General features: G+C 69.5%; 11 protein-coding genes and 1 tRNA gene. 7 read left to right on the top strand and 5 right to left on the bottom strand.

All coding sequences use genetic code 11. The features are described 5' to 3' along the window. Window positions 1-40 precede the first annotated feature (40 nt). From AB0F44_RS21820 to AB0F44_RS21800, 5 genes are all read right to left on the bottom strand, one after another. Window positions 41-487, bottom strand: a complete 447-nt coding sequence (locus AB0F44_RS21820) for a cupin domain-containing protein (RefSeq protein WP_357358779.1) — start codon at window positions 485-487, stop codon at window positions 41-43. Between the two features lie 66 nt (window positions 488-553). Beyond that, window positions 554-3,103, bottom strand: coding sequence for a LuxR C-terminal-related transcriptional regulator (locus AB0F44_RS21815; protein ID WP_357358778.1), 2,550 nt, complete (start codon window positions 3,101-3,103; stop codon window positions 554-556). Window positions 3,104-3,158: 55 nt separating this feature from the next. Next, entirely contained in the window at window positions 3,159-3,530 is a 372-nt protein-coding gene (locus AB0F44_RS21810) for a DoxX family protein (RefSeq protein WP_357358777.1), read from the bottom strand. Between the two features lie 75 nt (window positions 3,531-3,605). Then, complete coding sequence (locus tag AB0F44_RS21805) at window positions 3,606-5,945, bottom strand: arylsulfatase (RefSeq protein WP_357358776.1); 2,340 nt, start codon at window positions 5,943-5,945, stop codon at window positions 3,606-3,608. Window positions 5,946-6,122: 177 nt separating this feature from the next. Next, a tRNA-Leu gene (locus AB0F44_RS21800) sits at window positions 6,123-6,209 on the bottom strand. A 244-nt stretch (window positions 6,210-6,453) separates the two neighbouring features. Here AB0F44_RS21800 and AB0F44_RS21795 point away from each other — a divergent pair. From AB0F44_RS21795 to pknB, 7 genes are read left to right on the top strand one after another with little or no spacing between them, the layout of a single operon-like run. Beyond that, window positions 6,454-7,161: an FHA domain-containing protein gene (locus AB0F44_RS21795; RefSeq protein ID WP_160026076.1), complete on the top strand. Its 708-nt coding sequence runs from the start codon at window positions 6,454-6,456 to the stop codon at window positions 7,159-7,161. Then, complete coding sequence (locus tag AB0F44_RS21790) at window positions 7,158-7,640, top strand: FHA domain-containing protein (protein ID WP_141802030.1); 483 nt, start codon at window positions 7,158-7,160, stop codon at window positions 7,638-7,640. Before AB0F44_RS21795 ends, AB0F44_RS21790 begins: the two co-directional genes overlap by 4 nt. Then, on the top strand, window positions 7,637-8,971 hold the full coding sequence (locus tag AB0F44_RS21785; protein ID WP_357358775.1) for a protein phosphatase 2C domain-containing protein: 1,335 nt from the start codon (window positions 7,637-7,639) through the stop codon (window positions 8,969-8,971). Before AB0F44_RS21790 ends, AB0F44_RS21785 begins: the two co-directional genes overlap by 4 nt. Window positions 8,972-8,994: 23 nt before the next feature. Next, a complete protein-coding gene (locus AB0F44_RS21780) occupies window positions 8,995-10,398 on the top strand; it encodes an FtsW/RodA/SpoVE family cell cycle protein (protein ID WP_357358774.1) in 1,404 nt (467 codons plus the stop codon). Then, window positions 10,395-11,861 carry a penicillin-binding protein 2 gene (locus tag AB0F44_RS21775; protein WP_357358773.1) on the top strand — a complete coding sequence of 489 codons (1,467 nt, stop codon included), beginning with the start codon at window positions 10,395-10,397 and terminating at the stop codon, window positions 11,859-11,861. The genes AB0F44_RS21780 and AB0F44_RS21775 overlap by 4 nt, the downstream gene beginning before the upstream one ends. Continuing rightward, the gene (locus AB0F44_RS21770) at window positions 11,858-13,402 is read left to right on the top strand and encodes a protein kinase (RefSeq protein WP_357358772.1); all 1,545 of its coding nucleotides are present in this window, start codon (window positions 11,858-11,860) and stop codon (window positions 13,400-13,402) included. The genes AB0F44_RS21775 and AB0F44_RS21770 overlap by 4 nt, the downstream gene beginning before the upstream one ends. Next, window positions 13,395-15,203 carry a Stk1 family PASTA domain-containing Ser/Thr kinase gene (gene pknB / locus AB0F44_RS21765; protein WP_357358771.1) on the top strand — a complete coding sequence of 603 codons (1,809 nt, stop codon included), beginning with the start codon at window positions 13,395-13,397 and terminating at the stop codon, window positions 15,201-15,203. Before AB0F44_RS21770 ends, pknB begins: the two co-directional genes overlap by 8 nt. Window positions 15,204-15,370 lie beyond the last annotated feature (167 nt).

Genomic DNA, 15,370 nt, shown 5'->3' with positions numbered 1-15,370 from the left:
TCGCGTTCCGAGACAGGCCCCTGTCGTTGAGTCGCGCAAATCATCCGCCCGCGAGGGCGACACCATGGCGCTCGGTGACGGACAGGATCGCGGCCATCGAGTCAGCGGCCGGCTGCCCCACGGGAACAGAACTGGCGAAGTCGGCGAAGAACCGGCCGGCGCCGTCGCCGGTGGTGATCGCGAGAGCTCGGGCGGAGTCGCCGACGACCTCGAAGGTGCCGGGGGTTCCCGCCGGGAAGACGACCAGCCCGCCGGGCTCGACGTCGTACGACCTACCGTCGACGTACGCCGTGATGCGGCCCTCGAGCAGGTACAGCACCCCGCTCCACGGCGAGACGTGCGGCGGCGTCATCGGGGCGGCGGGTGCGATCACCTCGAAGACCTCGAAGGCCCCTTGGGCGTCCTTGACGGCGGCTTTGGCGACATGGTCCCCGTCGATCATGGGGCTGTGGTGGCCCTCGTGGGGCCGTACGTAGGTGGTGCTCATGACTGCTCCTTCGGTCGGGTGCTTGTCAGCATCCGCCGCTGAAGCAGGAGCGGCGCGAGTAGTGCGCTACTCGACTCCCAGAGGGTCCGCCAGCCCGGCTCGTTCGGAGACGCCGAGCTTGTGGCCGGCCCGGTAGAGGTGACCCTCGACGGTGCGCACCGACAGGGTCAGTCGCGCCGCGATGTCCTTGTTCGACAGCCCCCGGGCGGCCAGTGCGGCGATCTCGCGCTCGCGGGCGGTGAGCGGCAGGGGCCGGGCGGCGACCACCAACGCTGGGGTGCGGGCACCCGACCTCTCCGCCAACTTCGCGGCGACGGCCGCCGCGGTCAGGGCCGATCCCTGCCGTCCCGCGCGGCGGTGTACGTCGGCGGCCTGCGCGGCCGCGTCGCCCGCGGCGACGAGGTCACCGAGCCGGGCCCAGGCATGGGCCGCTTGGAGCAGCGCGTCGCCGTCCTCGTCGGCCCAGGCGCGGGCATGGACCAGAGCCGCGTCGGCGCGAGGACCCAGCCCGGCGAGCGGGGCGAGGCGGCGGGCAGGCGCCACGGTCGTGTCGCCGAGCTGGACCGCGGTCTGCCAGGCGAGGACCTCGTACGCAGGTGAACCCGCCTCACGAGCGAGATCCGCCGCGGCGACCGCGTGGCCGATCGCCTCGGTCGTCCACCCCGCCGCCGCAGCACCCCACGCCAGCGCGAGGCGGTCGTCGGGCAGATAGAGCCGGTACGCCGGATGGTGCCCGGCAGCCACGCCGGCCAGCAACGGCTCGGCGTTCTCCGGCTGACCGGCCTGCGCGAGGGCGGTCGCCAGCAACGTACGGCACCGGAATCGGAACTCGTGGCCGGAGCCCCCCAGCGCCGCCCAGGCCTCGCGCAGCGAGAGCAGCGCATCGAGCAGACGGCCCTCGGCAAGGGCCGCGTGACCTGCGACGACGAGGCCCATGAGCCTGGCCGGCCCGGGGAGGTCGGCCGATGCGGCCCGCATCCTCCGGGCCAGGTCGGCGCCCCGGTCCGGCGTGCCGGCGAGACGGTGTCCGAGCACCTGGAAGTCGGCGAGCCCGAAGCCGGGGATGACGGTCGGCACCCGGTCGGCGGCCAGCCCACCCACGACTGCGGCCTCATCGAGGAGCTCGCGGTCACCGGTGACGGCGGCCGCCGCGGATGCGGAGGTGGCGACGAGGATGCCGGCCAGGTCGTCGGGAAGCTCGCTCCGCAGCAGCTGCGGCGCCCGGGCGAGCACGCCTGAGGTCTCGCCGTCCACCAGATCCAGGACGAGCGCCATGGCCGCGACGTGGGCCAGGGCTGCCCCGGTGGCTTCGGCGGCGGCCAGCGCCTGATGGGCCTGGTCAGGACGGGCCATCGTGAAGAGCAGGTTGCCGGCACGGTGCAGCTGCACCATCGCGACCAGCCCCGGGTCGGGCGCGTCGGCGATGACGTCCACCTGGATCGCCTCGGCCTCCTCCCCGCGGCTGAGCCAGGAGAGCGCGGCACCGTGCACGACCCTGGCGGCGAGATCGCCGGTGCCGGCCGCCGCGCGCGCCAGCCGCTCGGCCAGCGGCAGGTCGTACATCCGGGTCGCGGCCTCGGCGGCCCGCAGGAACAGCTCCGGTTCCGGGGGCAGGTCTGAGTCGAGGGTCAGTACGGCCCGCGGGATCGGGTCCGGTTCCGGGTCCAGGGTCTGTGCCACCCGGCCGCGGAGACGGCGGGCACGCAGCGTGCCCATCGCGGCGCGGCGTACCTCGCCGTAGAGGGGGTGCGCCAGCCGGGCGACCACGCCATCGGTACGCACCAGCCCCCGGCTCTCCGCCTCCTCGAGGTCCGTGGCCGAGGTCAGCGCGGACAGCGTCGGGACCGCCACCGGCTCGGCCAGGGCGACCAGGTCGACGACGTCTCGCACCCCTGCTGCGAGGTCCCCGATCTCCCGCTCCAGGAGACCGGCGAGCTCCGGCGAAATCGCGGGCTCGCTGGTCCAGCGCCAGATCCCGGACGCCGCGCTGAACCGGCCCGCCGACACCTCACCGGCCAGCAGATGCCGCAGGAACAGCGGGCTGCCCTCGGTCATCGTCCACAACCGGTGCGCGGAGTCCGTGTCGACCGGACCGCCGAGCACCTGGGCGATCAGGCGCGTGCTCTCCTCGGCATCCAGCGGCACCAGATCCAGCCGCGGCAGGTGGTCGTCCTTCCACAGCGACGTCACGATGTCGGGGGCGGGCTCCCCGGTGCGGAGCGTGATCAGCACCGGAGCCATCCGCCGGGCGACGACCCGGTGCACGACGATCGCGGAGTGCTCGTCGAGCAGGTGCGCGTCGTCTACGGTCAGCACGAGCGGCAGCTGCCGGGTGATCTGATCCAGCGCCCGGCCGATGGTCTCGGCGGCCTCTCCGGGCGGGACATCGAGCAGCCCGGCGAACGCGCCGAGCGGGAACGGCCGGGCGGCCGTGCTGCCCTGGGCGAAGACGACGGATCCGCCATGACCGGCGGCCGCCAGCGCCTCACGGGCGAGCCGGGTCTTCCCCACGCCCGCCGGACCCGCAACGATGACGCCCGCCGCACCGGGCCGGATCGCCGCCGCCACCCTGCGCAGCTCGTCGTCCCGGCCGGTCAGCGGCCACGGCCGCTCCATGGCGTCAGGCTAGCGACCCGGTTTCGCCCGCGCATCACTCAAAAGTGGGCTCCGCTCAGAACGGCTCGATCGCGAAGCGCCCCCACGCGATGAAGATCAATGCCGCGAGAAAGAGCAGGTCGCCGAGGAGCTCCTTGTATTCACCGCGCCGAATCCGCTCGGTGATCGCTCCGGCCATGTAGAGCGCCATGCACGACGCCGCGACCGGCACCAGGATCGGCGCCACGCCGACCAGCCCCGGCAGCACCAGCCCGATGCCGCCGAGCACCTCCAGGACACCCATGAACCTCACGTTCCCGGGCGTGAAGTCCTCCGGCCATCCCAGCTTCGCTGCGTACTTCTCGTACGGCATCGTCAGCTTGACGATGCCGCCGGCGACGTAGGCGATGCCGAATACGCCGGCGACGATCCATAGGGCGATGTTCATGATGTGTCTCCAGGTGTCCAGTTGATTCCGATGTTCACCCCCTCAGACGGGACACGCGGTGCATCTGTGACATCGCTACTGACGTGCCATCGCGATCCTGAACCGCTCCTCCGGGTCGATGTAGTGGTCGTGGACGTCGTCGCCGAGGTCGATCTGGACCCACGCGATCTTGCCGCTGAACCGGCTGGTCCGGCTCGTGTAGTCCGAGGAGACAGACGTACCGGACTCGTAGCCGATGTCGGTGGTCTCGTCGGCCGAGAAGACCATCGGCTGGGTCACCTCCACCCGTCCCGACCCGACCGGCTTGCCGTCGTCGTAGAGCGTGACGTCGCCGCCCTTCGCGAGGCCGCCGCCGTCGTACGCGAACTCGACCCGGACCTGGCGGGTGCCGGCCGCGACCAGGGAGTCCGAAACGACAGGGAACTCCTGGATGCCGAGCACGTTGTAGACGAACTTGAGCCGTCCGTCGCGGGCGAAGAACGTCCAGCCGCCGAACCGGCCGCCCTGGGCGATGATCACGCCCTCGGCACCGGTGTCGGGGATCGTCACCTCGGCCGTGACGGAGAACGACTTGTTCTTGATGCTGACCACGCTGTTCTCCGACAGCCGGCCCATGCCGGGGAAGAAGAGCTGGGTCTTGCCTCGGACGAGCGTCGGCCTTCCCGCCATCGTGGGCTCGAGCCGCTCGCTGGTGCGGTCGTCCATCGGCAGCACTCCGTACTTCACGGCCTCGATCAGCCAGAGGCGCTGCAGCGCGGCGAGCTTCTCGGGGTGCTCCGCCGAGAGATCCCTCGCCTGGCTGAAGTCGGTGTTGCCGTCGTACAGCTCCCACACGTCGTCGTCGAACGCGGGCAGGTCTCCGCCGACCATCACCCACGGGGTGCGGTGCTTGGTGACCGCACTCCAGCCCTTGTGGTAGACGCCGCGGTTGGCGAACATCTCGAAATACTGCAGGTCGTGCCGCTCCGGCTCGCTCGCGCCACGGAAGGTGTAGAGCATGCTCGTCCCCTCCATCGGCGACTGCTGAACGCCGTTGACCATGGCGGGCTCGGGCAGCCCTGCCGCTTCGAGGACGGTCGGTGCGAGGTCGATGACATGGGTGAACTGGGGGCGCACCGAGCCCGGGTCATCGATCCCGTCCGGCCAGTGCACGATGGTGCCGTTGCGCGTGCCGCCCCAGTGCGACGCGACCTGCTTGGTCCACTGCAGCGGCGAGTTCATCGCCCACGCCCAGCCGACCGAGTAGTGGTTGTAGGAGCTGGGTGAGCCGAACTCGTCCATCTTCGCCCGCATGAACTCGGGCGTCTCCAACGCGGCCATGCCGTTGAAGTTGGCCATCTCGTTGAAGGCACCGTTGACGGTTCCCTCGGCGGAGGCCCCGTTGTCGCCGATGATGTAGTAGACGATGGTGTTGTCGAGTACGCCGAGGTCGGCGATGGTGTCGATCACCCGGCCGACGTGGTGGTCGGTGTGCTCGAGGAAGCCGGCGTACACCTCCATCTGACGGGCGAGCACGGGCTTGAGGTCGTCCGGCATGTCGTCCCACGCGGGGATCTCGTCGTGGCGGGCGGTCAGCTCGGCGTCTGCGGGGATGACGCCGAGCTCCTTCTGCCGCGCGAAGGTGCGCTCCCGGTGGGCGTCCCAGCCGTCGTCGAACTTCCCGGCGTACTTGTCGATCCACTCCGGGGGGACGTGGTGGGGAGCATGGGTCGCGCCCGGCGCGAAGTACGCGAAGAACGGCCGGTCGGGCATCAGCGCCTTCTGCTGGCGGATCCACGCGCACGCGTGATCGGCCAGGTCCTCGGTGAGGTGATAGCCCTCCTCGGCCGTCGCGGGCGGCTCGATCGGGGTGGTGCCTTCGTAGAGCGCGGGATCCCACTGGTTGTTCTCACCGCCGATGAAGCCGTAGAACGTCTCGAATCCTCCGCCGGCCGACGGCCAGGCGTCGAAGGGCCCCATCGGCGACGACTGCCAGACCGGGACCTCGTGGCACTTCCCGAACTGTGCCGTCGAGTACCCGTTGAGCTTGAGTGTCATCGCCAGCGGCGCCTTGGTGTTGGGCCGCACCGAGCTGTTGCCGGGCGCCGAGGTCGCCGTCTCGGTGATGCTGCCCATCCCGACGGAGTGGTGGTTGCGGCCGGTCAGCAGCGCCTGCCGCGTCGGAGCGCACAGCGCCGTGGTGTGGAACCGGTTGTAGCGCAGGCCGTTGCCCGCCAGCCGCTCGGCGACCGGCGTGGCGCAGGGCCCTCCGAACGCGCTCGACGCTCCGAAGCCGACGTCGTCAAGGAGTACGACGAGCACGTTGGGCGCGCCGTCCGGCGGCAGCAGCGGCTCGATCGGCGGGTACTTGGTGTCTGGGTCCTTGGCGTCGTACGTCGTGTGCCCCGAGGCTGGTCGGTCCGGAATCGGCAACATGGTCCGGGCGTGAAGGTCGGGACGGTTCGGCATCGCGGGGTGCTCCAGTCATCGGTGAGGTGTTCACCGAGCGTCGCAATCGACTGCGTGCGCGTCGTCACCCCTACAGGGTGATCGTCTGTTGCCTCAACGCCCTGAAATGCACGAAGCCCCAGGGATTCCCTGGGGCTTCGGTGGTGGTGCGCGAGGGGGGAGTTGAACCCCCACGTCCTTTCGGACACACGGACCTGAACCGTGCGCGTCTGCCTATTCCGCCACTCGCGCGTGCAGCACAGGAAACGTTAGCCCACGGGCGCCCACCGACCCAAAACGACGGCACCCCGCTCGCCTTGACGCTGGTGGTCACCCGATCGTGGGAGGATCGAAACCACGCAGAATGCGGGAAGTGGCAGATCCCCTAGGGTGCACCGATACGATCGGGCCGAATCCCGGGGACCACTATGCCCGTACGCGACTGACCACCCACCCCGACCGGCCCACCCCCGGCACCTGAGAGGAGCGCAACAACGTGAGCGGCCTGCAGAAGTTCGAGCAGAAGTTGGAGCAGCTCATCTCAGGCGCTTTCGCGAAAGCGTTCCGGTCCGAGGTGAAGTCGGTGGAGATCGTCGCCGCGCTCCAGCGCGAGATCGACAACAACGCACAGGTGCTGAGCCGCCAGCGGCGCCTGGTCCCCAACGACTTCTTCGTGGAGCTGTCCTCCAGCGACCTCGGCAAGCTGGAGTCGTACGGACCCCACCTCAAGGAAGAGCTGAAGCGCCAGCTGATGGACCACGCCGAGGCGCAGGGTTTCGTCTTCCCGGGCCGCGTGAGCATCGAGTTCGGCGAGGCGAAGGACCTGACAATCGGCCGGTTCCGGGTGCGCAGCCGCGCCCAGGCTGCGGTCTCCGGCGCCGACATGAGCGACACCCAGGTGAGCCGCGCGCAGGCCTACCTGGAGATCAACGGCACCCGGCACCCGCTCCACGGCAACCTCGTCGTGGGACGGGGCACCGACGCCGACCTGCGCATCAACGACCCAGGCATCAGCCGCCGCCACATCGAGTTCCGCTCGAAGCAGGCCGGCGACCGTGTGCGCGTCGAGGTCTATGACCTCGGCTCGACCAACGGCATGCTGGTCAATGGGCAGAAGATGGCGAGTGCCACCTTGGACGACGGCTCTCAGGTGCGCATCGGCACCACCGTCATCACCGCGCATATCGTGGAGGAGCGCCGTTGAGCGAGCTGACCCTGTTCCTGATCCGGGTCGCCTATCTGGCGATCCTGTGGATCTTCGTGCTGGCCGCGTTGTCGGTGATCCGCTCCGACATGTTCGGCGCGCGGGTCACCAACGCCTCCGCCGGCGGCCAGCCCGCGGCCCCGCCTGCTCGCGGCAAGGCTGCCGCGGCGAGGGCACCGCGGCGCGGCGTACCCACGCATGTCGCCGTCACCACCGGCTCCAACGCCGGTGTGACCGTGCCTCTCTCGCAGGCACCCATCGTCATCGGCCGCGGCAGCGATGCCGCGATCATCCTCGATGACGACTACGCCTCCACCCGCCACGCCCGGATCGCCGTCTCTGGCGACCAGTGGTTCGTGGAGGACCTCGGATCGACCAATGGCACCTACATCGGGTCCGTCCGGATCAATCAGCCGACCGCCATCTCTCTCGGGACCCAGGTGCGGATCGGTAAAACAATCCTGGAGCTGCGCAAGTGACCGCTGCGACCGACCCCACCCCCGACCCCGCACCTAGCCCCGGCTCTGCCGACGGACGACCCTTCCGCCTCGAGTTCGCGGCGGTCTCGGACGTCGGCCGGGTGCGCAAGGACAACCAGGACAGCGGGTACGCCGGACCCTGGCTGCTCACCGTCTGCGACGGTGTCGGCGGCGCTGCCCGCGGCGACATCGCCTCCAGCACCGCCGTCCAGCAGCTGCGCAAGCTCGACGAGGAGCCGGCCCTCGGGCTGGTCGACGACGACCTGATCGGCCTGGTCTCCCACGCGCTGCACATGGCCCACGACGAGATCGGCCACCTGGTCGACCACGACCCGACGCTCAACGGCACCAGCACGACCTCGACCGTGGGCCTCTTCGACGGCTCCAAGCTGACCGTCGGCCACGTGGGCGACAGCCGCGCCTACCTGCTCCGCAACGGCGCTATCCACCAGGTCACCCACGACCACACCTTCGTGCAGACGCTTCTCGACGAGGGGAGGATCACGGAGGAGGAGGCCAAGACCCACCCCCACCGCAACCTGATCCTCAAGGCCCTCGACGGCACCCGCGAGCTCGAGCCCGACCTGTTCATCGTCGACCTCGCCGCCGGCGACCGGCTGATGTTCTGCAGCGATGGTGTCTGCGGCTACGTGGACGACCCGCGGATCGCCGACATCCTGGCCACCGGCACGCCGGAGTACGCAGCGGTCGAGCTGGTCCGGGTCTCCCTCGACTCCGGCAGCACCGACAACGTGACCTGCGTGGTCGCCGACGTGGTGCCCAGCGACACGATCCCGTCCCCGGGCCTCGAGGCCCAGATGGTGGGTGCGGCCGCCGAGCTCAAGCGGAGGACCACCAAGACCGGTCAGATGACCGCGCTGTTCCGTGGTCACCGGATGGGCGACACCGGCGAGCTGGACCCGATCGACGAAGAGATCCCCGACGGCGCGATCGCCGCCGACCCGGAGGAGATGCGCTACGCGCTCCAGGCGCCGGCCAAGTATCTGAAGCTGCGCTGGGCCTTCGGGCTGCTGACCCTTCTCGGTGTCGTCTGGATCGCCGTTGCGACCGCATTCGTCTGGTCGCAGAACCAGTGGTACATCGGCGAGCAGGAAGGCAACGTCACGATCTTCCGTGGCGTACCCACCACGATGATCGGCCTCGACCTCTCCGAGCCCTACCAGACCTCGAACCTGAAGGTCGACGACCTGGCCGAGACCTACCAGAACCAGCTCGAGGACGGCATCCACAGCAAGGACCTGGCCGGCGCCCAGGAGAAGGTGCAGTCTCTCGCGGACCAGAGCGCCGCGGACGCGGGAAGCGGGTCATGAGCGGTTTTACACCGGCGAGCTCCATGCCCGTTTTCGTCCACCGGTCGCGGCGGGGAGCGGAACTGGTCCTGATGATCCTGGCCCTGGCGGTCGGGATCGGCGCGTACGCCGCGGTCGGTCTGGGGGTGAAGGAGGAGATCCCGGTCGACATCGTCGGCTACGGCACCTGGCTGGTCGCGCTCCTGGTGGCGGCCCACATCGGCGTACGTCTGCTGGCTCCGTACGCCGACCCCGTGCTGCTTCCGCTGGTGGCGATGCTCAACGGGTTCGGTCTGGCCGTGATCCACCGGCTCGACCTGTCGCGCCCGGCGGCTGAGAATGCGGACTTCGCAGGCCAGCAGCTGACCTGGATGACGATCGGCGTGGCGCTGTTCCTGATCACGCTCTTCGTCGTGCCCGACCACCGGATGTTGCAGCGGTTCACCTACACCGCCGGCCTCGGCGCGGTGGTCATGCTGATCCTGCCGATGCTCCCGATCATCGGCAAGGAGATCAACGGCGCCCGGATCTGGATCAACGTCGGTCCGGTGGGCTTCCAGCCCGGTGAGGTCGCCAAGGTGCTGCTGGTGATCTGCTTCGCCGGCTATCTGGCGGTCCACCGCGACGCGCTCGCCCTGGCGGGGCGCCGATTCGCCGGCATCGACCTGCCCCGCGGCCGCGACCTCGGGCCACTGCTGATGATGTGGGTGATCAGCCTCGCGATCCTGGTGCTGCAGCGCGACCTCGGCTCAAGCCTGCTGTTCTACGGCCTCTTCGTGGTGACGCTGTACGTCGCGACCGAGCGCAAGGGCTGGATCGTCGTCGGCGGCCTGCTCTTCGCAGGCGGGGTTTTCGCCGCGCTCAGCCTCTTCAGCCACGTACGCGTCCGCGTGCTGACCTGGCTGAACCCGTTCGACTACTACCCGGAACCCCTCAACGGCACCTCCTCGACGCAATTGGTCGAGGGACTGTTCGGAATGGCCTGGGGCGGCATGATCGGCCGTGGCTTCGGCTCCGGCATGCCCTATCGGATCCCCTACGCCAACTCCGACTTCATCGTTCCGGCGATCGGCGAGGAGCTCGGTCTGACCGCGCTTCTGGCGCTGCTTCTCTGCTACGGCCTGATCGTCGAGCGCGGCCTGCGCACCGCGATCGTCGCCCGCGACGACTTCGGCAAGCTGCTCTCTGTCGGCCTGGCCACCTCGATCGCGCTGCAGACCTTCGTCGTCGTCGGCGGCGTGACGGGGCTCATCCCGCTGACTGGTCTGACCACACCGTTCCTCTCGTATGGTGGATCCTCGCTGGTCGCCAACTGGGTGATCGTGGCCCTGCTGTTGCGCGTCTCGGACCAGTCCCGCCGTCCACTGCCGACGGCGCCGTCCGATGAAGATCTCGCCGCTGAGGAGACCCAGATCGTCAAGCTCGACAAAGGGGCGCTGAACAAGTGAACCGCCCCATCCGCACGCTGAGCGTCGGTTGCCTGATCCTGTTCGTGGCGCTGATGCTGAACCTGACGTACGTCCAGTTCTTCAAGGCGAACTGGTACAACGACCGGGCTGACAACCGGCGGGTCACCGAAGAGGCCTACTCGCGGCAGCGCGGCGACATCCTGGTCGGCAAGAAGGCGATCGCCACCAGCAAGCCGAGCGACGACACCTACGAGTGGCAGCGCACCTACCCCGGCGGCAAGAAGTACGCCCCGATCACGGGTTTCATGTCCTATTCCTTCGGCCAGAGCGGGATCGAGCGCTCCCAGGACTCGGTGCTGTCGGGCAAGGACAACAAGCTCTTCACCAACCGTCTGGTCGACCTGGTCACCAACTCCGAGCCGTCAGGCGGCAACGTCGAGCTCACCATCGACCCGAAGGTCCAGGACGCTGCGTACGAGGGCCTGACCGCTCTCGGCGACGACGTCCAGGCGGCGGCGGTGGCGATCGAGCCGAGCACTGGCAAGATCCTGGCGATGGCCTCCACGCCGACCTACAACCCGGACAAGCTGGCGACCCACGACTTCAGTGCTGCGCAGAAGTCCTACAACCAGCTCTCGAAGGACGACGACGAGCCGCTGCTCAACCGCTCCATCCAGACGGCGCTGCCGCCGGGATCGACCTTCAAGCTGGTCACCGCCGCGGCCGCCATCGAGAACCTCGGCATGGACGGCGACAGCATGGTCTACGGCGGCGCGTCGCTCGACCTCCCCGGGACCACGACCGACCTGCCCAACCTCAACGGCACCAGCTGCGGCGGCGAGCAGATCACCCTCACCCGCGCTCTCGAGGTCTCCTGCAACACCGCGTTCGGTTCACTCGGGATGGAGCTCTCCGACGAGGAGATGCAGGACCAGGCCGAGGGGTTCGGCTTCGGCCAGGACTACCTCGACGACATCGGCCCGCTGGCCGAGAGCCAGTATCCGCCCAACGACGGCAAAGCCGAGCAGGCCCGTGCCGCGATCGGTCAGCAGAGCGTGATCGCGACCCCGCTGCAGATGGCGATGGTCTCGGCAGGCATCGCCAACGGGGGCGAGGTCATGAAGCCCTACCTCGTCGACCGGGTCACCTCCTCCTCGCTCGACGTCATCGACCAGGGCAACCCGACCCCGATCGACAACCAGCCTGCGGTCTCGCAGGACACCGCCGAGATCCTGACCCAGATGATGGTCAGCACCGTCGACAACGGCACCGCCGAGGCGGCGGCCATCGACGGCGTGAGCGTCGCCGGCAAGACCGGCACCGCACAGACCACGCCGGACAAGCCGCCGTACGCCTGGTTCACCTCGTTCGCCCCGGCGGAGAACCCGTCCATCGCGGTCGCCGTGATGGTCCAGAAGAGCGGCACCGAACGCAGCGAAATCGCCGGCGGACGGCTGGGCGGACCTATCGCGAAGGCCATGATGGAGGCAGCGATCTCATGAGTCGTTACGTATTCCACGAGCTCATCGGCACCGGCGGGATGGGCGAGGTGTGGCGAGCGACCGACACGACCCTCAACCGCGAGGTCGCGATCAAGCTCCTCAAGCCCGAGCACGCCGAGGATCCGATCGGCCGCTCCCGTTTCGAGTCCGAGGCGAAGCATGCCGCGGCGCTCCACCACCCCAACGTGGTGGCCGTCTACGACGTCGGCGAGATGCCGACCGCCTCCGGCCTGATGCGGCCGTTCCTGGTGATGGAGCTCGTTGACCACAAGCCGCTCTCGGAGCTCATCCGTGACGGGCGGCCCCTGGCCCCCGAGGTCGTACGCGACCTGCTCGGTCAGGCCGGCGACGCGCTGGCCGCGGCGCACCGGGCCGGCATCGTGCACCGTGACGTGAAGCCCGCCAACCTTCTGATCACCCCGCAGCGCAAGGTGAAGGTCACCGACTTCGGCATCGCCCGCGCGCAGGCCTCGACCGGCATCACCGGCACCGGCCAGGTGATGGGCACTCCTCAGTACCTCAGCCCCGAGCAGGCGCGTGGCGAGAAGGCCACCCCGGCCTCCGACGTCTACTCCCTCGGCGTGGTCGCCTTCGAGTGCCTGGCCGGCTATCGGCCGTTCCAGAAGGAGACCCCGGTCGCTACCGCGATCGCCCACCTGCACGACCCGGTCCCGCCGCTGCCCGACCACGTCCCTGCCGATCTGGCCGCGATCGTGATGCGGAGCCTGCAGAAGGACCCGACCCTCCGCTACGCCGACGCGGCCGCGTTCACCAGCGCGATGATCGGTCACGGCGCCGCCGACCAGGACGCCGATGCCACCACCGTCGTCGCCGCGGCGCCCGGCGACGCGACCGCGACGTCGGTCATGGACCCGGTGCCCTCACCCACTCAGAACTACGTCGGCATGCAGGGCGCCGCGGGCGGTCCCGAGGGCCCGCCGCCGCCTCGCTACCAGGACCCCTACGACCGTTACGACGAGGACGACGAGCAGAAGCCCTGGTACAAGAAGCCGTTCAACATCATCGTCATCCTGATGCTCGTGGCCGTCATCGTCGCGATCATCTGGATCATCTCGACCCTCGCCATGGACCCGAAGACCCCTCCGGCCAACGACACGTCCACCACCCCTTCGGCCTCCCCGACTCCCACCCCGTCGGAGGAGCCCGAGGAGGAGCCGAAGGCCGTCGAGATCGACGAGGACGCCTACATCGGCCGCAACGTCGATGAGGTGCGCTCCGAGCTGGACGACCTCGGTCTGAAGGTCAAGGTCGCGGTCCAGGACAACGACGGCAGCTACGAGCCCGACACGGTCGCCGGCCTCGACCCGACCCGCAACCTCTACGAGGGCGACCCGATCACCATCCGCTACTACGGCGAGCGCCCAGTGGTCGAGCCCCCTCCCGCCGAGGAGGAGCCCGACGAGGAAGAGAGCGACGAGGAGGAGCCGACCGACGGAGAATCCTCCGACGGCTGGGGCGTCCCGGAGCTCCCCGGCGACGAGACTGGCGGCGGCAACGGCAACGGGGGCGGCAATGGCTGAGGGAGCTCTCCTGGCCGGTCGCTACGAGGTCGGCGAGCTGCTCGGCCGCGGCGGCATGGCGGAGGTCCGCAAGGGCACCGACCACCGGCTCGGCCGGGTGGTCGCGATCAAGCGCCTGCGGGTCGATCTCGCCAGCGACGCGACCTTCCAGGCGCGTTTCCGGCGCGAGGCGCAGTCCTCGGCCAAGCTCAACCACCCCTCGATCGTGTCGGTGTACGACACCGGCGAGGAGAAGTCCGACGACGGCGTCGCCCAGCCCTACATCGTGATGGAGTTCGTCGCCGGCCGCACGCTGCGTGACGTACTCCGTGAGGGTCGCAAGATCCTGCCCGAGCGGGCGCTGGAGATCAGCTCGGACGTACTCAACGCTCTCGACTACAGCCACCGTAACGGGATCATCCACCGCGACATCAAGCCGGGCAACGTCATGCTGACGCCCGCCGGTGACGTGAAGGTGATGGACTTCGGCATCGCCCGGGCGCTCAACGACGCCCAGTCCACGATGACCCAGACCGCGGCTGTCGTCGGCACCGCCCAATACCTCAGCCCCGAGCAGGCCCGTGGCGAGCAGGTCGACGCCCGCTCCGACGTCTACTCGGCAGGCTGCCTCCTCTACGAGCTGCTCACCGGCCGTCCGCCGTTCGTCGGCGACTCTCCGGTCTCGGTGGCCTATCAGCACGTACGCGAGCAGGCCCAGCCTCCCTCGGCCCACGACCCCACGCTGACCCGTGAGCTCGACGCGATCGTGATGAAGTCCCTGGCCAAGCGGGTCGAGGATCGCTACCAGTCCGCGCAGGCGATGCGCACCGACATCGAGCGCTACCTCGCCGGACGTCCGGTCCAGGCGACCGTGCCCCCGAGCATGGACCAGACCCAGGTCGCCCAGAACCGCGCTGTCGGCCCCTACGGTGGCGACCCCACCAACGGTGGCTACTACCCGCCTCAGGACGACCGCCCCGAGGGCCCGCGCCCGTGGGTGCTCGTCCTGCTCGGTCTGGTCATCATCGGCCTCATCGGGTTGGGCGCCTACTTCCTGCCTGCCGCCCTCGGCCCGCAGAGCACCCCGGCACCCGACGTCACCGGCCTGACCGAGGAGAAGGCGAGGGCCGAGCTGAGCACGGCCAAGCTGAAGGGTGAGGTCAAGCGGGAGGCGAGCGACACGGTCGCGGTCGGCGTCGTGATCTCTCAGGACCCGCCCGCCGGCCAGGACGTCGAGGAGGGCAGCACCGTCACCCTGACGGTCTCCACCGGTCCACCCAACCGCGAGATGCCCAACGTGGTCGGGATGCAACAGGCTGCTGCGAAGGACCTGCTCGAGGGCGCGCCCTACAACTTCACGGTGAAGATCGAGACGGCCCCCTCCGACAAGGACAAGGGCACCGTGATCGAGTCCGACCCGGTCGCGGACCAGAGCGTCACCACCGGCGAGAGCACCGAGGTCCTCCTCACCGTCTCCAAGGGCCCGAAGAAGGTTCCGAACGTCGTCGGCAAGACGTCCGAAGAGGCGAAGGAGATCCTCCGCAGCGCCGGCTTCACGCCCGTGGTCAAGGACGAGCCCAACACTGAGGAACCCAAGGGCACCGTCGTCGAGCAGACGCCGGCCAAGGGCACGCCGCTCGCGCAGGACGGCGAGGTGATCATCTTCGTCTCGACGAAGGAGGAGGCCCTGCCGAGCTGTCAGACACTGGTGCCCGGCACGGACCCGGCCAACCCGTCGGCCTCGGCCACCCAGACCGCCGAGCCGGGCGACCCGCCGACGTGTGACCCGGCGCTCCCGCCGAGCACCCCGGCGGCGCCGTAGCCCCCGCTGGTCGAGCCCGCGAGCGCCAGCGAGCGGTGTCGAGACCAACACAGTCCCATCGAGCGCGGAGGGACCGTGTTGGTCACGACGAGCTGGCTGAGGCGATCGGGGTCGGCGTCGACGATCAGGTCGGCCGGTGCGTCGATCTCGTAGGTGACCGGCCGCCC

This window comes from Nocardioides sp. NPDC023903 (assembly GCF_040639295.1).
GTDB lineage: Bacteria > Actinomycetota > Actinomycetes > Propionibacteriales > Nocardioidaceae > Nocardioides.
Note: the sequence above shows the minus strand (reverse complement) of the source record. Positions and strands in the feature narration are given on the sequence as shown.